This window comes from Grimontia sp. THUN1695 (assembly GCF_059704325.2).
The window spans coordinates 621,774-645,488 of sequence record NZ_AP046576.1 but is presented as its reverse complement, the minus strand read 5'-3'; the positions used below and the strand labels follow the sequence as shown (position 1 = coordinate 645,488).

The window sequence follows — 23,715 nt, the reverse complement described above, 5'->3', positions numbered from 1 at the left end:
ATGGCGATTAAGACTTCAGAATTGAATGCCCGTCTTTTTGGTAAAGCAGACAAACGACGGGCGACCACCGCGCAAGAAGCACAAAAAGCTGCGTCTGAAAAAGCGGCGGTGATTGAACTTTCCGTCGCAGGTGAAGCGACGGTTGAATTTGAATTGGTGCGCGTACCTGCAGCAGACGTTGAGAAACGGACTTCCGTTTTCGCCGAAAACGCCCGTGAGCAATCGTTCCTCAACGAATTGGCGCTCCAGGACATCCTCACCACATTAAAAGATCGTGGGCAACAGTATCCGGCGGTTGGCCGCTGGCGGGAAGATGACAACATTGAAGTACTCGACGGTAGCCGTCGCCGTATGTCCTGTATTCTTGCCGGCCAGGATTTTCTGGTATATGTCGCGAGGGGCATTAACAGCAAGCATGCGAAGTTCCTGTCAGATGTGGCAAATGCCCATAAACCGCTATCGCTTTACGAGCGCGGAAAGGAAATGCAGGCCATGTTGGATCGTGGCGATGTTGCTGATCAAAAAGAACTGGCAAAAGTGTGTCAGTGTAGTGAAGCCTTGGTCAGTGGCGCACTGAAAGCGGCCGCGTTGCCCCTGCCCTTGCTGCAGGCTTACCCGAGTGTTGCTGAGTTAGGTCGTCCGACTATCGTTAAGCTCAATAGACTCTACTTTTCACTCACGGATGAGCAAAAAGAAGCATTGCTGGCAAAGCTGAAAGATGCACCCGTTTGGCAATCGGTAGACGCTACCGGTGTCAGCCGTATTACCCGGGAAGTGACTTTACTTTTGGAACAATGGTGTGATGCCCTCAAGCCAGCAGCTCTAAGGCCTGAAATTCCTGCAATTGACTTGGTTAAAGGACGCGCCAGCTATCGCCGCAAAGGCGACACTGTGGCAATAAACCTTAAAAAGCTGAGCGATGAGGATGCCGATGCGATCTTTTCTTTTATCAAATCGCGTTTGAGTCAGTGAACGCAAAAGCACGCTAAGCGCGCCCTGTTCGGGCGCGTTTTTTATGCTCTGCTTGCAAACTACCTGATTAGTGGCTGCCCCACCCTGCTTTCCGTTATGATGATTGGGGACTTATTGATAAACGGCCACACTGTGATACACGAATCTTTCAGCTTTCTGCAAATGCTTACTGACAAAGCCCGAGATGGTTTTGTCCGCTTTCCTGTTTTTCTTTTCGGTGACGATGTATTCATCATGCAAACGTTGGCGATGATCAATGAGATAACGGTGATCAGCGATGATTCTGAGTTTGTTGGGGCGATACCCTGGTCGCGCGCAAAGCAAATGCTGGGACAAGAAACGGGTTCGTTGGCGGTGGATATTCGTCACGTGTGGGATATAGAAAAATTGTGTGCGGCAGCCGGGTGTATTCGTGGTGGTGGGTTGCTGGTGCTGATTGCCGGTGAGGAACATCGTACCGATCTGCGTCGCTTCGATAACCGTCTGATGCAACTGGCTAAACACCCCGCTGTTGCTATCTGTCGCCAGAACGGCGACCACGAATTTCCGTTGGATGATGTGTGTCTGCATCAAGGCCGTCAACTTGATCCAACAACAGGGAAAACCGTATCACAACAGCGGGCAGTGGAAGCGATTGGGCGGGTATTGCGTGGACATCGACGCCGCCCTGTACTATTAGTGGCTGATCGGGGAAGGGGGAAGTCGTCAGCCATGGGCATTGCGGCGGTGGAGATTCTTCGTCACGGGGCCCAAAAAATTCTCGTCACTTCCCCGCGTTTTGCTAATGTTGACACCCTTTTCTCTCATGCGAGACAGCGTGGAGAGCTGCAAGCACAAGGCAAGTTATCACTGGTTGATGAAAACGGAGGAAGGCTGGAGTTTATCGCGCCAGACGCCTTGCTACGTGAAAAGCCAGCATGCGACTTGCTGTTGGTTGATGAAGCGGCGGCGATCCCTCTTCCTATGCTCGGCGATATCTTAAAGCAATATAGTCGTGTTGTGTTTTCATCGACTGAACATGGCTATGAAGGAACGGGGCGCTCATTCAGCACGCGCTTTCGTACACTGCTTGACACAGAAGCCAAAGGTTGGCGGGAAATCAGGCTCACAGAGCCAGTCAGGTGGGCGCAACAAGATCCGCTTGAACGTTGGCTCTTCGAGGCCTTTTTGTTTGATGCCGAGCCTGCTCTCCCCGCAAATACCCAAGCCTCTGTTTCATACCAGACATTAAGTCAGACTGCGCTTGCGCAAGACGAGGCCGAGTTACGACAGTTGTTTTCACTTCTGGTCACCGCCCATTACCAGACATCACCCAATGATTTGGTACAACTGCTTGATGGAGAGCGTCTGGTGATACTGGGGGCCTACTGCGACGGCGTGCTTATTGGTGCTTTGTTGGCGAGTATGGAGGGCGGGTTTGAACCGTCACTCGCGCAGGCTGTAGCACGCGGTGAGCGCCGGCTAAGAGGGCACTTACTTGCTCAGAGTCTGGCTACTCATACTGGCTTGGCAGAAGTATTGGCTGAACCTATGCTTCGAATTGTTCGGCTTGCAGTGCTGCCTGAGTTCCGTCGCCAAGGGATTGCCCGTTCGCTGGTCAAATACTTTGAAGAAACTGCGTTGAAACAAGGTATTACTGTCACAGGAACCAGTTTTGGTATCACGCCCACATTGTGGCAATTCTGGTCGAAATTGGGATACCTGCCATTGCGCCTCGGCGTTCAACGAGATGCAGCCAGCGGGACTTATTCTCTGCAGTTGGCAAAGGCCATATCGACAGCTCCGGATTGGTTTGAAGCCTTACGTGCTCTTTTTTATCTTAATTTTGAGCATCAACTTCCAGAACAATTTGCCGATATGGACAGTGATCTGGTCGCTTTGTTGCTGGCAGGAAATCTCAAGGCTGTTTCCATCGATGAAAATGCTATGAACCAAGTGTCCCTTTTTGCTGACGGAAAGCTGGGTTACGATTTAGTCACAGGCAGTTTGTGGCAATGGTTTATTCATCTGCTTGCCACAGTTCCTATCCAAGATGAAACTGATAATGTGTGTACACTTATGGTTGCCAAGTTGCTGCAACGTCAATCCTGGGAGTGTGTCGCAAAGCATTTTGGTTTTCGGGGAAGAAAAGATACAGAAATGGCAATAAGGAATTGGATCCAACATCAACTGACAAAATAAGGATAACAGATGAAATTTGTCGTCGATACACATACTCATACTGTGGCCAGTGGTCATGCTTACAGTACTATCATCGAAAATGCCCAGGTGGCTAAGTCAGTTGGTTTGAGCCACCTCTGTGTCACTGATCACGCCAGTACCATGCCTGGTGCGCCGCACTATTGGCACTTTGTTAATCAGAAGGTGATTCCTGATACCTTGTTCGGCGTGCATATTTTACGTGGGGTTGAGGCAAATATCATGGATGTACAAGGTGAGCTTGATATGCCCTACTATGTTTACGCCAAGATGGAGTGGGTTAACGCGAGTTTGCATGAAGCCGTCTTTCGCCCGGAAAACAAAGACATTCATACCCGAGCGATGATTGGCGCGATTGCCTCTCAACTTGTCGATGCTATCGCCCATCCTGGAAACCCTTCCTATCCTATTGATGCTGAGGCAGTGGTTGATGCGGCAGTCACGCATGGTGTTGCCATAGAGCTGAACAATTCTTCATTGAACGGTTCCAGACAAGGGAGCGAATATTATTGCGAGAAAATCGCGGTATTAGCCAAAGAAAAGGGGGCTTGGATAACAACAGGCTCGGATGCGCATTTTTGCCATGATATTGGTAATTTTGCCAGCGTGGCAAACTTGATCAAGCATGTGGGGCTCTCTCAAGATCAGGTCATTACCAGCGATTCATCCTTGTTTGACGCTTTTCAAAAGAAGCGTTTTGGTATTCGTTGTAAACGTGTTGCTGAACTGATGGGAGACGTTTAGATTTACACTGTAAATGTGGCGGGGCGCCAGCCTCAAATTCATGTGCTTTTATCTAACATTCAATACAGCCAATGCATTGAAACATAAATATACTTCATGGTTACGTTTGCATTTTTACTGGTACTGGTGTTCGCTAATTTCAGATAAAAGTAGCCAGTTATTAAACGCCAGTATTCCGGTTTCGCCATCATGCGTAACATTAATAATGGGGCTGGCTAAAGATTATCAAAGCGTCACTTCGGGAAGGAACCCTAGCAGTGCGGGAGGCGGTAAAATGAATGATTATGAGAAACTCTGCGACATCCTGATCGAAAAGTCAGGGGGGGAGAGTCAGTGCCAACGTTTTCAGGAGCGCGTTGAATTAGGCAGCGGCGGTATTCTCGCCCGTCTCTATGTGGTGACGCCACCTTTAGATCATGACTGCGAAGACAATGATTTTGGTTTTCCTGTCATTATTCGTGATATTAGCCGCAGTGGAATGGGGTTGTTAGCCACAGAAGAGATTGATCTCGATGTCAGCTACAGCTTAAAAGTGGTTGATCTTCCCTTACTTAAAGGCTCTCTTATCTATCGGAATGTTGAGCCTGATGGCAAGTTAAGATACGGCTTCAGCCTTAATGAATGGCTATCAGACGAAAGCCACAACAAGTTATCTGTTTAACCTTGATATAGGTAACCTCCTGATTTAAAAGCGCACTGTCTTGATGTGCATTTTTGTTCTCGCCAAACGTCGATGATTCTTTCATGACAAGGCAGCATATCAGCCAAAACTCTCTATAATTCATTTATATGACACAAGTATCTTAAATGAGTCAAAAGTCAGTAATTTAATGCGATCTGATTCTAACTTGGGTGTCGAGGTATTTCTGTCAACGTGTTTCATCTAGGTAGAATACGAGTGTGACGTTCGTTCGTATTTTTAGTGTATTTGTTTAGGGGATTACATGCTGCAACAGCTTTTGCGGCTGTCAAATGATGGTCGTAGGGTATACATGACTGTGGTACCTAAGGCAGACCAAGATGCCCCCAACATTGAAAAAAAGCACATTGTTGATTGGCTGGTAGGACATAAGGTTGCTAGCTTTCTTCGCTTTGAAGAAACCATTGAAGCAGTGCTTGATAAGATCAATGCTTCCAGCGATGAATGGAAGGGGGAGCCTGATGATGTCGTTGTCGCCGAGCGTCGTGACGCCAGTGTCAGCGCACGCTTTGATGACGAAAAAATGACGGCATTCCTTCGGGTTAATGGTGCATGTGGCGGTGAGCCTATTAAAGGCAATGATCTTCTCTCGGCGCTCAAAAGTGCGCAAATCGTACGTGGTGTAAAGAAACAAACCTTGCAGAAGCTACTGACTGCGTCTGCGCGTCTCAAGCCTGGTGAATACCTGGAAGTACCTATAGCAAGCGGTAAATGGCCCGTCCCGGGTGATGACTCCAAGCTTGCTTATCTGGTTCAAGACAGTAAATCTCGCATATTACGCCCGCAGGAAAGGGAAGATGGTACCGTCGATATGCGCGATCTCGGTAAAATGATCACGGTACAGGAAGGCCAACCCATTGCAAAACGAATTCCTCCTACCAAAGGCATTGAGGGGTTTCGTGTAAGCGGCGAAATCCTGCCAACGACGCCCGGCAATGACCTTCCTTTGAAGCTGTATCCGGGGAGTAAGTTCAGCAATAACGATGAGAATGTGATTGTTGCAGAAGTTGCGGGGTTACCTATCCTTCATCCTGACGGTGTTGAAGTAGACAATGCACTGTGTATGAAGTCAGTAACGGTAGCGACAGGGCATGTGGATTTTGAAGGCAGTGTCATTATCAACGGCGATGTAAATGCGGGAATGAAAGTCAATGCCACGGGATCTATCACTGTCGGCGGTGTCGTCGAGTCTGCCAATTTGGTAGCGGGCGGCGACATTATTATTCATAACGGTATTCTTGGCAGGCAGGTACAGAGCGAGAAAGAAATCACCACCAGCCTGAAGTCAAATGGGTCTGTGGTCGCGAAGTTTGCCCAATATGCAAAAATAGAAGCCAAAGGGGATATCACCATCAGTCAGCATGCGATGCATTGCCGCACTTTTACTGAAAGCAACCTGATAGTGTGTGATGACAACAAACGCACTGGTGCGTTGACCGGCGGAACTCATGTGGCGCATTGTGGTGTGAAAGTGTTAACCCTGGGGGCGGCGTCTGGCGTTCATACTTACGTTCACGCATTTACCGGGCTAAGTGATTTGATGTCGCAGACATTAAGCCTGTCCAAGGAGCTGGATCACGAGCATGAACAGCTGATGAAAGTTAAAGATGCTGAAATGAAGCTGTTACAACAGCCAGCAAACAAACGTCCAGATGAACTGATAGAACGTCTAGCCTGGACGAAAACGCACCACTTTGAACGTATTGCTGACATCAAAGCCAAGATAGAAAACAGTTCGTCAGAGCTTAGCACCCTTTATGGGCGTTATTTTATTGAAGTCTATAAAAACAGTTTTCCGGGGGTGTACTGCCAGATAGGGGAGACATCAATCAACCTGGTGGATGAGTACGGTCCTTGCAAGCTGGTCACCAATGGCAAGGAAATTAAAATTGAGTTGTCATAAATCGGTACCTCAGACGCACTGACATCCCATTTTTACCGCCTAACGTTTTAGCACTATTTACACTGTAAAATTGTGTAGTCTGAAAAGCGCTTGGTGGTGTCTTTTCGCTTTTAACCCACTTTCTGGATCTTGCCATCTTTCAATGCCTGAAGTACCGCAAGTTTAGGTCCATCTGCCACTATACTGCCTTGTTCCACCACGATAATTCTGTCCACGACATCCAACATGCCAGTTTTATGGGTGTTAATGATCAGGGTTTCATCCCGGCGCAGGGAGGACAGTTGTTGTTTAATGTATTGTTCAGAACGGTTGTCCATCGCACTGGTTGGTTCATCCAACAGTAAGACAGGAGGACGGCCCAGCATAGCGCGTGCAATCGCGATAGATTGGCGCTGACCACCGGAAAGCTGATTTCCTCCTTCACCAACCTGACGTTCAAGACCCGCTGGGTCGCGCTGAGTGAAGGTCGTAACACCTGAACGGTTGGCCGCATCCAGGATATCTCTATCATCCGCCAACGGTCGTCCTAGGGTAATGTTGTCGCGAATCGAGCCGAAGAAAAGCACGGGGTCTTGCGGTACGCAGCCTATACTACGCCGTATATCGATGTTATGGATTTGGCTGATATCGGTATCATCGATACGTACCGAGCCCTCAGTGGGGCGATACAAGCCCATTAACAAGCGACTGAGCGTTGTTTTCCCTGAACCAATCCGGCCGATGATAGCAACTTTCTCTCCCGGAAGGATGGTGAAAGAGATATCACGCAACGCGGCGATATCTGAATTGGGATAATGAAAATTAACGCGGTCAAATTCAATTTTCCCACGGATAATCGGCCGGTGAATGTAGCGCTTTCCTTCTTCCTGCTCGGAAGGCATATCCATCAGCTGGCTGATGATCGTCATCGCTGATTTGGCTTGGTTATAGCGGGTTGATAGCAACGACAACTGAACCATGGGGCCTACCGCACGTGAGCTTAACATGGTGGCGGCAATCAGGCCGCCCATTGATAAGTCACCGGCAGAAATCAGGTACACCCCAAAGACAATCATTGAAACATTAACAAACTGCTGGATAAAGCCAGCAGCATTTTGGACGGAGTCTGTCAGGCGACGGGTTTTGATCCCCCAGTTGGCCATATGGGCCACAGCTTCCTCCCAGCGGTACTGGAACTGGCTTTCAGCGCCGAACAGTTTGATGGTTTCAAGGCCAGCAAGGCTTTCAATCAGGTTGGCATTTTTCTGCGAAGAAAGCCGCGAGCCTTCTTCGATGGTATGACGCAATGGTTTTTGGATAAGGGCGGCATGGAGCATCAGAAGCAGTACCGCCATAATAGGAACAATCACCAAAGGTCCAGCGACAATCCAGATAATAAGCAGGAAAAAGAAGGCAAAGGGCAGGTCAATCAGCGTGGAAACAGAGGCTGAAGTAAAGAAGTCGCGTATCGACTCGAATTCCTGCATGTGGCGGGCAAAGGCCCCCACGGACGGTGGCCGGGCTTCCATGCGAATGCCCATCACTTTTTCAAAAATACGGGAAGAGATCAGAAGATCGGATTTTTTTCCCGAGATATCGATAAAGTAGCTTCGCAGCATCTTGAGCACTAAATCGAAAACAAAGATAACGAACACCCCGGTGGCGAGCACCCAGAGTGAATCGAACGCCAGGTTTGGCACAATTTTGTCGTAAACAATCCGGGAAAAAAGGGGAGTGGCAATCGCAAATGCGTTGATAAAAATTGAGGCAATCAGCACGTCGCGATAAATAGAACGTGACTCCCAGAGTGTGCTCCAAAACCAGTGGCCCTGACGTTCTTTAAGAATTTCCGGCGAGCGTTCATCATAGCGGAACTGCTTTTTAAGCAGAAAAACGCGGCCCTGATAATCATCGTCAAGCTCATCAATCTTACGCACCACTGGCGAGGTATCTGTCAGTGGCTCGACAACTTCTGCTTCACCGGTCTCATGGTCAATGCTTAGCAACACGCAAGCCTGGTTGTCTTTCAGCAACAAAATGCAGGGGCAAAGCATCGGTGACAGGGAGCCTAACGTTTGGCGACTCTCTTTGGCATCGATACCAGCCCTTTCCGCCGCTCGCCGGAACAGAAACGGGGAGAGATAACCATCAGAAATCGGCAGGCCGGAGATCAAAGCATCTGGCGAGTTGGATTGACCGAAGTATCGGCTGACATACACCAGAGATTGCAGCAAGGGGTCTTTAACCATGATTATCTGATTTCTTTTCGAAGATAAAGCCTTGGAAGCCATTCACAAACAACTCTGAAAGCTTGTTTAGCTGCGCTTCCGTTTCTACGCGTGTTGCGATAGTCGTGATATTCAGGTTATGTGCCGTACGACATATTGAGGCTAGCACATGGCTTTGCGACTCGTCGTTTAGATTGCTGGTGTAAGCAAAATCGATCTTGACATAGGAAGGCTTGAATTTATTGAGATAATCAAGCGACTGGAAGTTGCGGCCATAGTTATCAACACCAAAACCAAAGCGAAAGCGGTGTGCCTGCTCGGTCAGCAGGCTGACGTGGTCTGGGAAGCGGACAAAGATACCTTCCGGGATTTCGAAAAATAGACGACCTGCCATGTTGCGGTGTTTTTGCATCGTGGTGGTCAACCAGCGGATAAAAGAGGGGTTGGTGACACTGTTTTGGGTCAGGTTAATGGCTAATGGGCCAAGGTCCGGATCGTCATTCAGGCGCTCAATCATATTGCTGACAACATAGCGATCGAACGATTCACCCAGTTCCAGTTGTTCTACAGCGCCAAGGAAATGTGCAGCGCCATAATACTGACCGTCTTTCTCAATGGCAGAAAATACTTCCTGATGGATCACCACTTTGTCGCTATTTGATGCGGACTGAAACTTGAACGTGAACCAGTCGTGTGCCATGGCATCCAGAATCAGCGCCTTCCACTGTTGTTTGCCCATTGATGCATCATTCTCGGTCTGGTCAATCAGGAAGATAGGATGATTTGGCGTATTGCGTGCCTGGGTCAGCGCATTGTCTGCCTGTGACAACAAAGCACTTGCGTCGCGGTTGTCAACACTGTTCACGGCAAGTCCAATGGCGACTTTGGGCGGGCTGATCCCCATGGGGTCATGTTGCATGTCATTGACAATGGCCATCACACTCTCACCAATGATTTGCAGATCTTCCCCGGTACTGTTGGGGGCGAGAATCACGAATTCGTCTTTAGAGATCCGAGAAGCCGTGCAATCGGCATCGGTCAGCGTAGTGTTGAGTTTCTTGGCAAACTGGCCTACCAATGCATCACCCTGAGCAAAGCCCTGGTTGCGATAGGTATCGGTGATCAGGTCGACTTTCACCATCACCAGGCCGCCGATACCGGACTCCGACAACCAGGATTTGAGTTGGCCAATAAAAAAACTACGGTTTCCGAGGCCTGAGACGGTATCGCGGTACGCATGTTCACGAAGCCTGTCGGCTTCTTTGGCTTGCTGCTCAAAATAGGCTTCAAGCTGGCTGCTCATTTGGTTAATGGCCCGGACGACTGTTTTTAGCTCAGTGGTCGGAGGCAGTGGAATCGGTTCGCCAAATTTGTTGCGGGCGATGTCTTTGGCACGGCTGGTGATGGTTTTTAGGGGACGCAGAGATCGACTAAGTTGCAACGCAATCACAAACATAGCGATGACAAAAAGAATACCAATCCAGACACTGAGCTGGATGGTGGATCGCCACATCTGTTGATAGGCATATCCTGGATGAGAAACAACGTGGACTTCAGCCAGCTGTAGCCAACCACTGGTGAAAGTGCGCTCTTCTTCGATGGAAGGAAACAGATCAAGGCGGGTGTACCAATCGGGCACACCTTCTACGTGTATTGGGTATTTGCGAATAATCTCGCTGCCATCCGAGAGCATTCTCAGGCGCACTTCCTGGTAAAAGCCGCCATCAAACAGGGCATTGATAACCGACTCAACAGCCACTTTATCGTCATCCTCAAGATAAGGTGCGAGAGCAAGACCCATCGAGTTGATTGTGTTGTTCACCTCAGCCGATTGCTGAGTCAGCAGAAAATTACGTGTGGTGTTTAGCTCAATGCCTGTCACTGCCAGTATCAGCAGGAAGAATATTGCTAACATCCATGTAAATAATTGCCGGTATAAAGTCATAGACGTTTACCCATCATAGTTTTTGATCGGTTTGTTCAGCTTCACAGTTCCCATTCGTGTCCGGAGATCGTTCCACAATCCCAGACGCGAAGATTTACCTGCAAGTTCACCTTTACCGCGTTCTTTCATAAGCCATAGCCTGCTACCGTTAAAGCTGTATACAGGGAGCAGGTCTTGCCGTTTTGAGGCCTTTTTTATCTCAGGATCCAAGTTGTCCAGCAGTACAGGTTCGGAGGAAGGGGTGGGGTAATAGGCCACGACCATATGGAACTGGTTGAGTTTGATGGCCTTGACGTAGACAAGCCGCAGCTTTTTATCGTCGATGCCAAGCTCGCGCAGGGTGAAGTATTTCGCGATGCTAAAATCTTCACAATCCCCTGCCGCGCTGCCAAGAAACTCCAGCGGTGTGGCCCAGTAGTCCTTCTTTCCCCATAAGTCGATATCATCGACAAAGTAGAGCTGATTGAAAAAGTTGTTAACTACAGCAAGCTTTTCCCGTTCAGGTAAAGCCGCCGATTGTGCAACAAGGTTTCGCCATGCTGTGACGCGTTTCCCCGCTCTCTCGCCATAAAAGGTCGCGACTTTATTCACCCACTGGGTGTCTGCTTTGTTCAGTGCAAGCGTGACAATCGATGGCAACAGGAAGATGAAAAACAAGGCAGCCCGCTTGCGCATCAGGCGACCTCAGTCATCATTGTTCCCGCTGGGTAAAGATGGTCCATGCTTCCTTGATATCCCCTTTAAATCCTTTGACGCGGCCGACCACGCGGCGATTCACAAACTGCGTGGTTTCCGTGTTGTCGGCCAGCATGAGATCGCCTTCACCCAGACCTATTAGGGTGAGACGGTCGATTGGAACGCCTTTCTCTATCAGGTGTGCCTGGACTGCTTTGGCACGTTGGATGGACAAGTTCTGGTTGTAATCATCTGACCCCGGAGAGCTTGTATGTCCTTGAAGCTCTAGAAAGGTTTCGGGATAAAGCTTAAGGAATCCAGCCATTTTGTCCAGTGCTTCACGGTAAGCAGGTTCCACAATTGCAGAGTCGTTTGCAAACTGGATCCTCAGTGAGTTGTTACTTTCAAGTAAAAGGTAGGTTGGACATCCATCATTATCGATAACGGCTTCTTGCGGTGTGTTATCACACAAGTCGCGGGCGTTGATCACGCCATCGCTGTCAGCGTCAAACAGATCGGAACGTTGCTCAGCCAGGGGAGGCTCGTCAGCGGAGAGGGAGCAGCCGCCAAGCACAATAAGAATGCTGCTGATAAGCAAAACGTGTTTCATGGGTTAACCTTCTTTCTTAATGACAGGGTGTAGCCATTCATCAGGTATATCAACCCGCAGGGCATCCAACAGGGTGCCCATGCTGTTGAGTACTCGATATTTGGCCGTGATATTAGCGTAGTAGGCATCAAGGAATGCTCGCCTTGCTTCGAACAGCTCGTTTTCGGTATTGAGCAGGTCTAACAGGGTGCGGCGCCCGATCCTGAACTGTTTTTCGTAGGCAATCACAGTTTCAGATGCGGCATCTACATGTTGTGCAAGGTATGTCTTTTGTTGCTCGGTTAGCTGGTACGCGCTCCATGAAAGGCGCGTACTTTCCCCTAAAAGGCGAGAAGCGTTGTCGAATATCTCTTTCGACTTACTGAGTTGGTGGGCGCTGCGACGGGTATTGGCAGCATCTGTGCCGCCATTATAGAGGTTGAAACGAAGGTGTAACATGGCATTGAATTCGTTTACCTCTTCATTGATCCCCCCTGATTCATCTCGCCAGTTCTGGCTCGCTTCAAAAGACAGGGTGGGGTACATATTTCCTTTGTTCTGGCGATACTGGGCTCGCGCTGCATCAATATCATAGGTGGCAAGCTTGAGTACTGGGTTGGTGGAAAAGGCCACTTCCATTGCTTCTGCCTGAGTTTGTGGCAGATATAGCGCGTCCACCTCAGGGTCGACCGGATCCTTGATGTCGACACCGACAAGTCGCATAAATGCCGTCTTTGCGTCATCCAGGTTGCTATGTGCGGCTAACATGTTACTCACTGCCCGGGCAACACGTGCCTGCACCTGTGACAGATCGGCGGTTGAACCAATGCCAGATTCAGCACGACGGGTAATGTCAGCCAGTATCTTTTCGTGTATTTCGACATTGGCTTCTGAGAGTGACAGTAGTTGCTGGGCCAGCAACACTGCAACGTAGGCTTCGGTCACTGCCAGGGATTTGTTTTGTGCATCTGCGAGTAACTGATAGCGCTGGGCTTCGGCTTCAAACTCGGTACGGTCGATATTGTCACCGGTTTTGCCATCCCAGATAAGCTGTGTCAGGCTGATACTGGCTTCGCGGGGATTGAATTCCTTGTCACCGCTCGCCTGTGTGGCGCTGTTGTCGATGTGGTCGAAACCTACACCTGCATTCAGGTTCACGTCGGGCAGGTAATCACCCACGGCAGCTTCAATGTCTTCACGGTTGCTCATGAAATCATTAAAGGCACTTTTCAGTTCAGGATCGGTAGCAATGGTTGTCATTACCGCCTGTTCGACAGACATGGACCACGCTGGCGTGCAAAGTGAGCTTATTGTTGAAGCGATTAAGAGCTTTTTCCAGTTCAAAACACATTTCCCCTTTAAAAGGCTGTAGTGAGCGCCATTATTTTTATATTCAGCCTGATGACGTGGCTTTTATTGGGTGCTTTATTCCCTGAGTGCAGATTTTTGCGCCTGCAATATCGGTTTTAACAAATAATCTAATACACTCCGCTTTCCGGTAATGATGTCGGTGGATGCCGTCATTCCCGGAATAATCGGCAGTTCCTCTCCTTCACCCAAGTTGTTGGATTCGGTGCGTATTTTTACAAGATAGAAGCTATTTCCTTCTTCGTCCTGAATAGTATCGGCACTGATGGTTTCCAGAATGCCTGTCAGGCCGCCATATACCGTAAAATCATAGGCACTGAACTTGACGATGGCTTCAAGACCAGGGCGCAGGAAAGCGATGTCCTGTGGAGCAATTTTTGCCTCAATGAGCAGGTTGTCTTCACTCGGCACAATTTCGACCAGATCCATTCCCGGCTGGATAACGCCCCCTACCGTATTGACGTGCAGTTTTTTGATGGTGCCGTTTACCGGACTGACAACGACAGTACGCTCTACACGGTCTGCCAGCGTGACGCGGGTTTCTGTCATGGCCAACAGTTTGTCTTCGACATCACTGAGGCGTTCTTGCTGCTCAGCTCGGAACTTCAGGGCCACATCGATGTGTTTGAATACCACCTCTTGCAGCGAGGAAGTGATAGAAGGAAGGGAAAGCTCGGCGGAAGAAAGTTCTCGCTGGGTATCGTTAACCTGACGCTGTAGTTTGAGCAGGTCAATCTGTGGCACCACGCCCTCATCAGCTAGGGGTTTGGTGATGCTATATTCCTCATGGGCAAACCTATAACTCTGGCGAAGGTTTTGAACTCTTGCCTCCACCTCGATAAGCTCCTGTTCTTTTTGGCGGATTTGCTGGGCGGTGACAGAGAGCTGGTTTTGCAGGTTGTTGAGTTTGTCTCGGTACTCAGCGCGCTGGCGAGCGACCACTGCGCGGTGTTCCTCTTGGAATTCCGGCGTAAAGACCAGTTCATTGCGTTGAATGGTTACGGCCTCTTGCCAGTTTCCCACGCCGGTTTCTGGGTTGACTACCACAGACTCTACCAGTGATTGGAGTTTGACTGCATCGCCCTGCAGACTGGTCAGTTCCTGTACCCGTTCACGGAAATCAGAGCGGAACATGGTGTCATCTATCAGCAGCAATTGCTGGCCTTCTTCTACGGTATCGCCTTCATGTACGAGAAGTTTCTTGATCAGACCCCCCTCAAGATTTTGAACGACCTGTAATTGGGATGAAGGGATAACTTTTCCCTGGCCTACCGTGACCTTGTCGAGCTCAGCAAAGGCAGCCCAAACCGCAGTTACTATGATGAACAGGGCTATCACCCACAGCAGGATCCGGGCGCTTTTCGGCGTAGAGAGCAGCAGTGCAGCAGTTTTATCATCGATATAATCAAGGTGCTCACTGGCGGGCAGTGTTGAGCTCGGTTTATTGGTTTTTATCATTGTTAATTGTTATGCCGATTGAAAAATAAAAGTCAGACAAAAGAGGTTGCAGGAAAAAATGGGTACAGCCTCAAATAAAAGAGTAGTTTATCTATGAGATTTTCACTAATCGGAAGCAGTGTATAAGGGTGAGCCAGCGCCTGTTTCTCAAGAAAGAGAAACCGTGATTATTCTGGCGGTTAGGTGTGATGCGGGTTGACGGTAAAGCAGCGCTGAAGCAAAACGTATAAAAATGTGGTGCCAACAACTCAAAAAGTGATTTGGCCCGTTTTCAATGCGCTTCAGCGCCGGAGGGAGGAAGAAGAAGCTGGATGGCTACCCTTTGAAACTTTCTTTATCTAAATGGTGTTTTTTTAGTTTTTCATACAGGGTCTTTCGGGCGAGCCCCAATTCTGCCTGTACTTCCTTTAACATGCCATTGTGGCGGTTGAGCGCATCAAACAGAATGGCCCTTTCTACCTTTTGGATCCGTTCAGCTAAGGTATCGTGGTTTTTTTCGTGGGATTCACCATCGTCACCGGTCAGGCTTTGTTCACCCATCAGTACCCATCGCTCGGCATAGGCGCGAAGCTCACGGATATTACCTTTCCAAGGATGCTGTAGTAGTCTTTCTTTGTGATCTTTGTTCATCACGGGGGGAGCAACACCAAATCGTGATGCGGTGGTGCGAACGAAATTCTGGCACAAGGTGATCACATCGTCATTGCGCTCCCGCAGCGGGGGAAACAAGAGTGTCGTTCCAGACAGCGCTTGGTAAAGCGCGCAGTCAAAGCGGCCAAGACGGACACTGGCGGCCAAATCCACCCGTGTTGAGGCAATAATTCTGGGGCGGTTTTCTGTTCCAATCAGTGTAGCTAGCTTTTCTTGCACTGCCGGGGGGAGTGCTTCAATGCCATCAATAAACAATGTGCCTTTCCCTGCTGCAGCAATCTTGCTGTTTTTGTAACTGGGTAAAGAGGCATAGGTGTGCTGCTCGGAGCCAAACAGTTCCATCGCGATGAGGGCTTCAGGGACTCGACGGCACTTGATGGCGACGAAAGGTTCATCCTGTCGGGAGCCTTGATCGTGGAGAAAGCGGGCTGCCATTTCTTTGCCTGTTCCACGTTCACCTTGAAACAGGACATCATCATTCAGATCTTTGAGATGAAACAGAGTACGCCTGAGCTGTTTTACAGCGTCAGCATTGCCCAGAATACGCGGCCCCGGAGCACTTTGGGTTTCAAGCTGGCGCTTCAGTTCACGGTTTTCCATCACTAGCTGCCGCTTTTCCACACCGCGTCTGAGAACGTCAAGAAGGTTGTCTGTCGAGAAGGGCTTTTCTAAAAAATCGTATGCGCCCTGTCGTATTGCGGTGACGGCGGTCGAAATGTCGCCATGACCGGTCAGCATCACAATGGAAAGTTCAGGATCCACGACCAGCGCCTTTTGTAAAAAAGTCATGCCGTCCATTTGCGGCATGTTGATATCTGAAATAATAACGCCCTCAAAGGCATTGCTGAGCTGATCCAGCGCGTCTATCGCGGATGCAAAAGCGCGGGATTGAAAGCCTTCAATATCAAGGGTCTGGCTCAGCGCATCCCGGATAGTGCGTTCGTCGTCAATGATCCAGATTTCAGGCATCATTGTGAGATATCTCCATTGTAAAGGCGTTTTAGCGTGACAGTGAATTCAGCACCGCCTGTTGAGTGGTCACTGATTTGAAGGCTGCCGTCGAACCCTTCCACAATCCGGCGGCAAATGGTCAGACCTAATCCCAGGCCTTCTTTTTTGGTGGTGTAGAAGGGCGAAAATATCTGCTTTTTGGTATCGTTATCAATCCCCGGGCCGTTATCCCAGACATGGATAGAGACGCGGTCGAGGAAGGTTTCTACCTTGATGCCAATCTCAGGGGACGGGGTATTGGCTACTGCTTGTGCGGCGTTGTTGAGAAGGTTGAGGATCACCTGTTCAAGCTGTACCGTATCGATGTTAACCACCAAGCCTTTTTCGGGCATGTAGCAGGCGACCTGAATCCCTTTCTTGATAAAGCTGGCAGCCGACAGTTTCAAAGACGCGGTGATTGCGTCATCGACGGATGCCCGGGTTTTACCTTCGAGGTTCTGTTTTCTGGCAAAGATTTTAAACCGTGCGACAATATCGGCAATCATGCTAATGAGGTCATTGAGGGTGGTCAGGTTTGCGCTGACAGCGTCATATCGTTCCTTCTCCATCAACTTAATGCTGTTTTCGGTATAGGTCCGCATTGCTGCTAACGGCTGGTTAATTTCATGGTTGATGCTGGCAGAGAGCTCGCCAAGCATAGCGAGCTTAGCCGCCTGTATCAGTTCACTTTCTGTTTGGCGAAGTGCTTTTTGCGTTTCTTCATATTGCTGGATACTCTGGCGCAGTTTGGTGTTGGTGTCTTCAAGGCTGGCAGTGCGGGAGGCCACTTTCTGCTCAAGTTCATCATTCAGGCGTGCCAGTTTGCGCTGGGTTTTCAAGGTTTGTAGCCATGCTGTGATCACCAACACCAGCAGGGCATAAAATGTGGCAAAAAGTAGCATAGATTGCACCACCACTGGCCATGCCTGCCGAGTAGGGGTAAAGCCGTAAATACGCCAGCCAGCATCCTCCAAATCGGTGTTGGAGACCAGCATATGCTCCCGGCCCTTGTCCGATAATCCAAGGTCAAGGGCTTCCTGCGATTCGATCGCATCCAGCGAACGGTATGCAGTCAGGCTGCTTAGCGAGGAATCGCCATAGCGACGGGATGCACGGATGGTGTCTTTTTGAAGGTCTGAGAGAATAGAGAGCGACTGGTAGAGCCATTCATCTCGTGAGCTGTAAAACACCACACCAAGTGGATCGGCAATCAGGTAGTCGAACGTTTGTTGATCCCAGATACGGTCGATGATCGACAGATCCACTTTTAAAGCCAGTACCCCAGAAATCGCGTTGTCATCCCACACCGGGTAGGAAAAGTAATAACCCCGTTTATCAGACACTACCCCCAATGCGTAGTAACGTCCTTTTTTCCCTTCCATTGCTTGCTGGAAGTACGGACGATAATGGTAGCTGTGACCAGCAAAGCTTTGTGGATCATCGGCATTACTGGCTGCGAGGGTAAGCCCATTTTTGTCCATCAAGTACAAGACATCGCTGTTCAGACGGGTATTCCAGTTCACTAAAAGCTGGTTAGTTTCTTGCTGTAACCGCTCACTTTCCGGCACGCGTAAAAGGCGTTTGAGACGGGGGTCGGCAGAGAGCACCACAGGAATTTCACTGTAGCGGCCAAGTTCTGCGGAAAGCTTTTCCTGCAATTGGTAGACATCTGATTCAATGTCTGCGGTAAGCCGTTGTTCAACCGAAGAGTAAGTAAAGGTCGTGATCAGGGTTGTCAGCAACAGACCGATAGCGGTGACAGTTAAAACAAAATGACGTCGGCGCATAGCTTCCCTGTTAAAAGGTATCGTGCTGATCCGGGATAGCATTCAGACATAACCGATTGATGCGTATCACAGCAACCGTTCCTAGAGTCTGGAAATTCGCTTGAGAAAAGACGCACGCCACATCACAATGGCGTAAAAACGTATTCGGAGCACCACAATGGATTTGTATGATATTCGCAGAGAATATAACCAAGGCGGTTTGAGACGCAAAGACCTGCCTGAAAACCCGGTTCAATTCTTTGAACATTGGCTCAAACAAGCCATTGAGGCAAAGCTGCCAGACCCCACCGCGATGACGGTAGCGACGGTGGATGAAAAAGGCCAGCCTTTTCAGCGCATCGTGTTGTTAAAGCACGTCGATAATGATGGGTTTGTTTTTTACACCAATCTGGGGAGCCGTAAGGCCAGACAACTTGCCCATAATGCCTGTGTCAGTCTTCATTTCCCCTGGCACTCACTGGAGCGTCAGGTGCACATTACAGGTAAAGCGGAAAAGCTTAGTAAAATGGAAGTGATAAAATACTTCCTGTCCCGCCCCAAAGAAAGCCAGCTTGCCGCATGGGCGAGCCGCCAGAGTGAACGGATTACCGCACGTTCAGCGCTGGAAAGTAAATATATGGAATTGAAGCAGCAGTTTGATAAAGGGGAAGTACCTGTGCCGACGTTCTGGGGAGGCTTTCGCGTTAAGCCTGACACGTTTGAATTCTGGCAAGGTGGTGAGCACCGTCTGCATGACCGATTTGTATTCCAGAATGAACAAAACGGCAAATGGGATATCGAACGTCTGGCACCTTGAATGGCATCTGGCTGGACAAGATAAGCAGCGGTTCGTGCGCTGCTTTTTTGTCTTTGTCCCTGCAGGCGTTAGTCTGACAAGATCAGGGTAAGTTGCTGTTTAAGTAGGGAAGCCGGTATCTTGCAGCCAACACCGCTTTCCAGCGCCTTATCAACCAGTTCCGTTTTTGTTGCTGCTCCGAGCTTGATACGGAGATTGGCGAAATGGTTTTCTACGGTTTTTACTGACACACCCAGTGCATGGGCGATAAATTGGGGTTTCTTGCCAAAGAGATGGAAAAACAACACCTCTGACTCGCGGGGTGAAAGTGATATTTCTCCTTTTTCCCCGTCGGTGATGAAAGGCATCGCTGAAAATGTCCCTGCTGCTTTACATATCCACTGACCGACTTCGAGCAGCGGGTTTTGATCCAGGGGCTGACCATGAAAGATCGTTCCCAATACTTCCCCTTTCTCTCCATACCAAGGTACTTTCGTAAACACATGTGCCTGCCAACGTCCATCGGGATAGGGGTGGATATTGAGCACCCGCATATACCGGCCACTTTCCATCACCCTTTTGTCCTGCTGACGGAACTGTATCGCGTATTCAGCCAGTTTTCCCGGCATATGTTCATCGGATTTACCGATGAGTTCTTCTGGGGTTTGGGCGCCAAGCAGTTTGGCATAGGCGTAGTTGAGGTAAACAAAACGTGATTCGGTATCTTTACATCCCCAGCAGCCTGGCAATTGTTCAAACAGGGAGATCAATATAGGGGGCGGGAGGGATATATGATTCATTTCTGTGGCGATACGATACTTAAATTACATTGTATTGTAAGTAAACTAATATGAGATTAAAAGCATATTAATCATAGGGATATACTAGGGTAAGTTGATTTTTGGTGATGGTTTTTTTCATCAGTTTGTGGGGACCTTATGCAAGGATATGAAAAAAAACCGGCTCACTCAGGAGCCGGTGAAAACAAGATCTCACTCGTATAGAGTAGTTTCCTGTACGACGTGTAGAAGAGGCCACCTGATGCTGTATCTGAGGGTAGTAACACAGCACCGGATGGTGTCACCGAGGTAAATTATCAGTGATTAAACAGAGGTATATTGCAATACACACTGTTCAGGCCCCACTATAACCAGAGACTAGAAATTCGGGCAGGGGGGAAATGCACTAGTTCAGTGTTAATTGACAATTTTGTTTGTTAAAAGCGAACTCGCTCGCGTTTTCCCTGCATGACCGGGTTTTTTGCCACCATGGTGATAAAGGACGCTGTTATAGGTATGAAAAAACCCGCAAAGCGGGCTTTTAGGGATAAGCAAAGGCGTAAGTCTAGATATTTCGGACGACGCGGAAGCCGAGATAATTGGCGCTGAGGTCCGATTGTAGTTCAAGGCGTTCGGCCACACGTGCACTGCTGGGAGAGAAACTCCAGGCACCGCCACGTGCTACAGGTGTCTGGCTTTCTGCCCACTCCCAGACATTTCCTGCGGTGTCATAGATACCATAAGGGTTTGCAGGAAAGCTGGCGACGGGTGAGGTGCTTTTGTTTGACCAGGCAGTACCGCTCCAGCCGGTATTTGCATTGCCGACACCGATGTCGTTTCCCCACCAAAAATCAGACTCGCTACCTGCACGGGCAGCGACTTCCCACTGTACTTCGGTAGGCAGGGTGTAATCAAAGCCCGTTTGGGTACTCAGCCATTTGGAATAAGCCTGAGCATCGTCTTTAGTGATACATACCACTGGTGCATTGTCAGACTGTTTAAAACCAGGGTTGCGCCAGTGGTGGTTCAGCAATTGTTTAGGTTCGCCATTGATCAGTGATATACAGCCTTGGCCTTCTTCCGCATCAGTCACGTAACCGGTTGCCGCGACAAACTCGCTAAATTGCTTCACTGTTACCGGCGTTGCAGCAATAGAATAGGGTTGGTTGACCATGACAGGTTTTTTTGCTTCAAATCCTACTCGGTACTGACCTGCGCCAATCACCACCATTTGAGGGGCCTGACGGTTATTAGCAAGTTTGTCAGCGAATTGCTTTCCCGGCTTTGGGCGGTTCTCCTGTTCACGAAGGTTTGCCCAGATAACCGAGTCTTTATTCATGTACATCTGGCGGCTGTATGGCTCAAAGCCGTGTTTTTCAACCGTTAATTGGTGCTGACCTGCTGGTAACATAATTTCAACCGGTGTTGAACCGTAAGTTACGCCGTTGATGGTGACATTGTCTTCATAACGGTTGGAGCGTATTTTTACGTTTACCCAGCGTTTAGCTTTTTGTTTAGGTGCTGCTTTGGCTGCATTAAAAGAGTTGTCGACACAATAACGCTCTGCGAAATCCAGCAATTTACATGCTGCGTTCTCATCAGGCTTACTGCGCATTTCCGCCTGCATACGGGTGATGTAACGATTGCTGCCGCTAAAGCCACTGTCAACGATGTTGCTGTTCATCACATGAATGTTGAATGATACACGGTTGGCATGCAGTTTCGCCGTGGTTGACTCGGTGACTTTATCCAGGATCTGGGATTGGAAGGTATTTACCGCTTTTTGCATCGTCAGGGTTTTACCCTGGTTTGCACAAGCAGCCAGCGTCATCGAGTCACTACAGGTAATGGTGTGTACCACTTCAATGGTGTCTGCAAACGTCAGCTCCTGACGAAGGCGTTTAACTCGTGCCTCTTTTTTTGCTTCTTGCAGGTTTTCCAGTACACTCACCAACTGTTGTTTCTGGCGATTCTCGCCTTCTACAATACGTTGCTGCTCAGCAATAGCCTGATCATTTTCCAGTGAGATAGACTGATTTTCTTTCACTGCATTCCAGGCAGCTTGGTAATCATCTTTATATTGGGTAAGGTCGATGTCTGGATTGTCGAGTAAGCGGCGGAATTGTTCATCTAGGCGTTCTTGTGCCATGTTCCGCTTTTTCTCTAACTCAATGGCTTTGGTTGCCAGCGTTTCACGCTCTGATAATAAAGCATCCAGCTTATTTCGTTGCGTTTGGAGGTTTTCAGCGTGAACGCTAATTTCACTTCGTTTATCGGCTAGCTTCTGTTCCAGTGCAATGACAGGATCGTCAGTTGCAGCATTGGCTTCATTGGCAAGCGATTGACTACTAAGAAGTATCGGCGATAACGCGAGTACCAACGCGGTGATGCGATTACTTTTCATATGTCCCTTGCTTATTTTCAGAAATCATAAACACCGGCCTTGTGCCAAGATATTTATACAGTTTGCAACGTCATGACAAACTCGGTATTTATTTGCTTTGTCCCAGTTTGCTAGATTAACACGTAAATGCCAATTATCTTGCTTATAATACTAATTATTTGACGTTTATCGTCATTATTCAACGTATATCATTTGATTGATAACTCAATAAATTTTAGCTGCTTTCTCTGTTTTAGAAAATATTTTGTAGTAAAAGTGGTTACTCGATAAAAATAACGTATTATTGACACCTTTAATTACAGCTCGTCATTATTTTGACGGTTGGGTTAATTTGCAGGTAATAATACGAACAAGGTATCAATTGCTTTGAAACAAAGAGGATCTTTTGCATCGGAACGATGATCATGGAAAGATCAATCACGGGTTTCATCGAAAGCATGATCAAGTAAGAAGCGATGATGTGCATCCGGAAGTGGAAGGGAGACAATTGTTTTAAAACATGAAGTTACAGTAAATGTAATGAACGGGAGCCTAGTGAATGCAGAATTTCAGCCTAGGAGCAAGTCTGTGTTTGTTGAGATCTTGCACAGTTTTGAAGTCGAAATGACATGTTCCGTAGTTTAGCCCTCTCTTGATCATCTTTCCGATACACTTTTTATTCTCGGATTTTGTGTTTGCGTGGCACAATGGCACCAATTTCATTGATATCATTGTTAACTATGGCATCCGAGTTAAAGCATTCGCAGGTTATTGTGTTACCCAATCACCCTTCGCTGCATGCGCACGAGTACAGACAAGTGGTGATCGGGTTGCAAGGCCAGACAGAGTTCGAACTTTCCGGACGTGGCAGTCTTGTCGGGCCGGGGCAGGGATGCTTGGTTTCTGAGTCTGAGCTCCATGCGTTTTCCGGTGTTGGCCAGAATGAAATTCTGGTGATCAATTTGCCTGAATCTGTTTTGCATGGTGAGCCCAGCATGAAGGAGAAAGTCGAGCGTCTTTTTTCCCGCGACGCTTACTTTCAGCTGGACAGCCAGGCCCAGACACTGGTGAAAGCATTGACTGCAGAAATGGTTGCCAACCCGGATGATGCCGTATTGGGACGTGCTTGTGCGGATACGTTACTGTGTGTAATGGCGCGTCACTTCCGAGAGCAAGTTGCACCACGTCGCCATGGGCACCGCCTTAACATGGATATTATCGATCTTTACATCCGCCAGCATATCAGCCGCAAGATCACGGTGGCGCAACTGGCGGGTTCAGTTTTTTTGGCGGAAAGCCAGTTCCATCAACTGTTTAAAGCGCAGATGGGTATGACGCCACATCAATATGTGTTGAAGAAACGGTTTGAACTGGCACAGGATCTTTTGGTCGCCAGTGAACTGAACCTTGCCCAGGTCTCTGATAGTTGTGGTTTTTCATCCCAAAGCGGTTTTACCACTGCGTTTACCCGATATGTCGGGATTTCTCCTTCCCGTTTTCGGCAACAGCACTGATCTGAACCATTAACTGAGGCAAAAAATGTTAAGGTTGTATGCCAATCTCGGTTCTCTGTTTGTTAATCATCGGAGT

At 48.6% G+C, this 23,715-nt stretch carries 17 protein-coding genes; 7 read left to right on the top strand and 10 right to left on the bottom strand.

What is annotated here, in order from left to right; translation table 11 throughout:
* The 5 genes from AC6IB1_RS02990 to AC6IB1_RS02970 all read left to right on the top strand — a co-directional run bounded on the left by AC6IB1_RS02990 (position 1) and on the right by AC6IB1_RS02970 (position 6,518).
* Positions 1-972 carry a ParB/RepB/Spo0J family partition protein gene (locus AC6IB1_RS02990; protein ID WP_497566295.1) on the top strand — a complete coding sequence of 324 codons (972 nt, stop codon included), beginning with the start codon at positions 1-3 and terminating at the stop codon, positions 970-972.
* Between the two features lie 162 nt (positions 973-1,134).
* Complete coding sequence (locus tag AC6IB1_RS02985) at positions 1,135-3,153, top strand: GNAT family N-acetyltransferase (RefSeq protein ID WP_497566294.1); 2,019 nt, start codon at positions 1,135-1,137, stop codon at positions 3,151-3,153.
* 9 nt (positions 3,154-3,162) lie between these two features.
* Positions 3,163-3,915 carry a phosphatase gene (locus tag AC6IB1_RS02980; RefSeq protein ID WP_497566293.1) on the top strand — a complete coding sequence of 251 codons (753 nt, stop codon included), beginning with the start codon at positions 3,163-3,165 and terminating at the stop codon, positions 3,913-3,915.
* A 274-nt stretch (positions 3,916-4,189) separates the two neighbouring features.
* Positions 4,190-4,576, top strand: coding sequence for a PilZ domain-containing protein (locus tag AC6IB1_RS02975; RefSeq protein WP_497566292.1), 387 nt, complete (start codon positions 4,190-4,192; stop codon positions 4,574-4,576).
* A 283-nt stretch (positions 4,577-4,859) separates the two neighbouring features.
* Positions 4,860-6,518, top strand: a complete 1,659-nt coding sequence (locus AC6IB1_RS02970) for a flagellar assembly protein A (protein WP_497566291.1) — start codon at positions 4,860-4,862, stop codon at positions 6,516-6,518.
* 110 nt (positions 6,519-6,628) lie between these two features.
* Here the strand turns inward: AC6IB1_RS02970 and AC6IB1_RS02965 are convergent, their stop codons facing one another.
* The 8 genes from AC6IB1_RS02965 to AC6IB1_RS02930 all read right to left on the bottom strand — a co-directional run bounded on the left by AC6IB1_RS02965 (position 6,629) and on the right by AC6IB1_RS02930 (position 18,188).
* Entirely contained in the window at positions 6,629-8,746 is a 2,118-nt protein-coding gene (locus AC6IB1_RS02965) for a type I secretion system permease/ATPase (protein WP_497566290.1), read from the bottom strand.
* On the bottom strand, positions 8,739-10,670 hold the full coding sequence (locus AC6IB1_RS02960) for an EAL domain-containing protein (RefSeq protein ID WP_497566289.1): 1,932 nt from the start codon (positions 10,668-10,670) through the stop codon (positions 8,739-8,741). The genes AC6IB1_RS02965 and AC6IB1_RS02960 overlap by 8 nt, the downstream gene beginning before the upstream one ends.
* A gap of 6 nt (positions 10,671-10,676) precedes the next feature.
* Entirely contained in the window at positions 10,677-11,345 is a 669-nt protein-coding gene (locus AC6IB1_RS02955) for a transglutaminase-like cysteine peptidase (protein WP_497566288.1), read from the bottom strand.
* A 16-nt stretch (positions 11,346-11,361) separates the two neighbouring features.
* Positions 11,362-11,955, bottom strand: coding sequence for an OmpA family protein (locus AC6IB1_RS02950; RefSeq protein WP_005504629.1), 594 nt, complete (start codon positions 11,953-11,955; stop codon positions 11,362-11,364).
* Between the two features lie 3 nt (positions 11,956-11,958).
* Positions 11,959-13,278, bottom strand: a complete 1,320-nt coding sequence (locus AC6IB1_RS02945; RefSeq protein WP_497566287.1) for a TolC family outer membrane protein — start codon at positions 13,276-13,278, stop codon at positions 11,959-11,961.
* An 81-nt stretch (positions 13,279-13,359) separates the two neighbouring features.
* Complete coding sequence (locus AC6IB1_RS02940; protein WP_497566286.1) at positions 13,360-14,760, bottom strand: HlyD family type I secretion periplasmic adaptor subunit; 1,401 nt, start codon at positions 14,758-14,760, stop codon at positions 13,360-13,362.
* A gap of 315 nt (positions 14,761-15,075) precedes the next feature.
* Positions 15,076-16,383 carry a sigma-54-dependent transcriptional regulator gene (locus AC6IB1_RS02935; protein WP_497566285.1) on the bottom strand — a complete coding sequence of 436 codons (1,308 nt, stop codon included), beginning with the start codon at positions 16,381-16,383 and terminating at the stop codon, positions 15,076-15,078.
* A complete protein-coding gene (locus tag AC6IB1_RS02930) occupies positions 16,380-18,188 on the bottom strand; it encodes a sensor histidine kinase (protein ID WP_497566284.1) in 1,809 nt (602 codons plus the stop codon). The genes AC6IB1_RS02935 and AC6IB1_RS02930 overlap by 4 nt, the downstream gene beginning before the upstream one ends.
* 157 nt (positions 18,189-18,345) lie before the next feature.
* Between AC6IB1_RS02930 and pdxH the strand changes: the two genes are divergently transcribed.
* Positions 18,346-18,984, top strand: coding sequence for a pyridoxamine 5'-phosphate oxidase (pdxH, locus tag AC6IB1_RS02925; RefSeq protein WP_497566283.1), 639 nt, complete (start codon positions 18,346-18,348; stop codon positions 18,982-18,984).
* A 68-nt stretch (positions 18,985-19,052) separates the two neighbouring features.
* Here the strand turns inward: pdxH and AC6IB1_RS02920 are convergent, their stop codons facing one another.
* Together AC6IB1_RS02920 and AC6IB1_RS02915 are read right to left on the bottom strand one after the other, a co-directional pair.
* Positions 19,053-19,763, bottom strand: a complete 711-nt coding sequence (locus AC6IB1_RS02920) for a helix-turn-helix transcriptional regulator (protein WP_497566282.1) — start codon at positions 19,761-19,763, stop codon at positions 19,053-19,055.
* Between the two features lie 544 nt (positions 19,764-20,307).
* On the bottom strand, positions 20,308-22,146 hold the full coding sequence (locus AC6IB1_RS02915) for an SUMF1/EgtB/PvdO family nonheme iron enzyme (protein WP_497566281.1): 1,839 nt from the start codon (positions 22,144-22,146) through the stop codon (positions 20,308-20,310).
* Between the two features lie 719 nt (positions 22,147-22,865).
* Between AC6IB1_RS02915 and AC6IB1_RS02910 the strand changes: the two genes are divergently transcribed.
* Positions 22,866-23,639, top strand: a complete 774-nt coding sequence (locus AC6IB1_RS02910; protein ID WP_497566280.1) for a helix-turn-helix domain-containing protein — start codon at positions 22,866-22,868, stop codon at positions 23,637-23,639.
* Positions 23,640-23,715 lie beyond the last annotated feature (76 nt).

Bases quoted from the DNA above. Each gene is read 5' to 3' on its own strand.
- AC6IB1_RS02990 (WP_497566295.1), top strand. From the start codon at position 1: ATGGCGATTAAGACTTCAGAATTGAATGCCCGTCTTTTTGGTAAAGCA.
- AC6IB1_RS02985 (WP_497566294.1), top strand. From the start codon at position 1,135: ATGCTTACTGACAAAGCCCGAGATGGTTTTGTCCGCTTTCCTGTTTTT.
- AC6IB1_RS02980 (WP_497566293.1), top strand. From the start codon at position 3,163: ATGAAATTTGTCGTCGATACACATACTCATACTGTGGCCAGTGGTCAT.
- AC6IB1_RS02975 (WP_497566292.1), top strand. From the start codon at position 4,190: ATGAATGATTATGAGAAACTCTGCGACATCCTGATCGAAAAGTCAGGG.
- AC6IB1_RS02970 (WP_497566291.1), top strand. From the start codon at position 4,860: ATGCTGCAACAGCTTTTGCGGCTGTCAAATGATGGTCGTAGGGTATAC.
- AC6IB1_RS02965 (WP_497566290.1), bottom strand. From the start codon at position 8,746: ATGGTTAAAGACCCCTTGCTGCAATCTCTGGTGTATGTCAGCCGATAC.
- AC6IB1_RS02960 (WP_497566289.1), bottom strand. From the start codon at position 10,670: ATGACTTTATACCGGCAATTATTTACATGGATGTTAGCAATATTCTTC.
- AC6IB1_RS02955 (WP_497566288.1), bottom strand. From the start codon at position 11,345: ATGCGCAAGCGGGCTGCCTTGTTTTTCATCTTCCTGTTGCCATCGATT.
- AC6IB1_RS02950 (WP_005504629.1), bottom strand. From the start codon at position 11,955: ATGAAACACGTTTTGCTTATCAGCAGCATTCTTATTGTGCTTGGCGGC.
- AC6IB1_RS02940 (WP_497566286.1), bottom strand. From the start codon at position 14,760: ATGATAAAAACCAATAAACCGAGCTCAACACTGCCCGCCAGTGAGCAC.
- AC6IB1_RS02935 (WP_497566285.1), bottom strand. From the start codon at position 16,383: ATGATGCCTGAAATCTGGATCATTGACGACGAACGCACTATCCGGGAT.
- AC6IB1_RS02930 (WP_497566284.1), bottom strand. From the start codon at position 18,188: ATGCGCCGACGTCATTTTGTTTTAACTGTCACCGCTATCGGTCTGTTG.
- pdxH (WP_497566283.1), top strand. From the start codon at position 18,346: ATGGATTTGTATGATATTCGCAGAGAATATAACCAAGGCGGTTTGAGA.
- AC6IB1_RS02920 (WP_497566282.1), bottom strand. From the start codon at position 19,763: ATGAATCATATATCCCTCCCGCCCCCTATATTGATCTCCCTGTTTGAA.
- AC6IB1_RS02915 (WP_497566281.1), bottom strand. From the start codon at position 22,146: ATGAAAAGTAATCGCATCACCGCGTTGGTACTCGCGTTATCGCCGATA.
- AC6IB1_RS02910 (WP_497566280.1), top strand. From the start codon at position 22,866: ATGGCATCCGAGTTAAAGCATTCGCAGGTTATTGTGTTACCCAATCAC.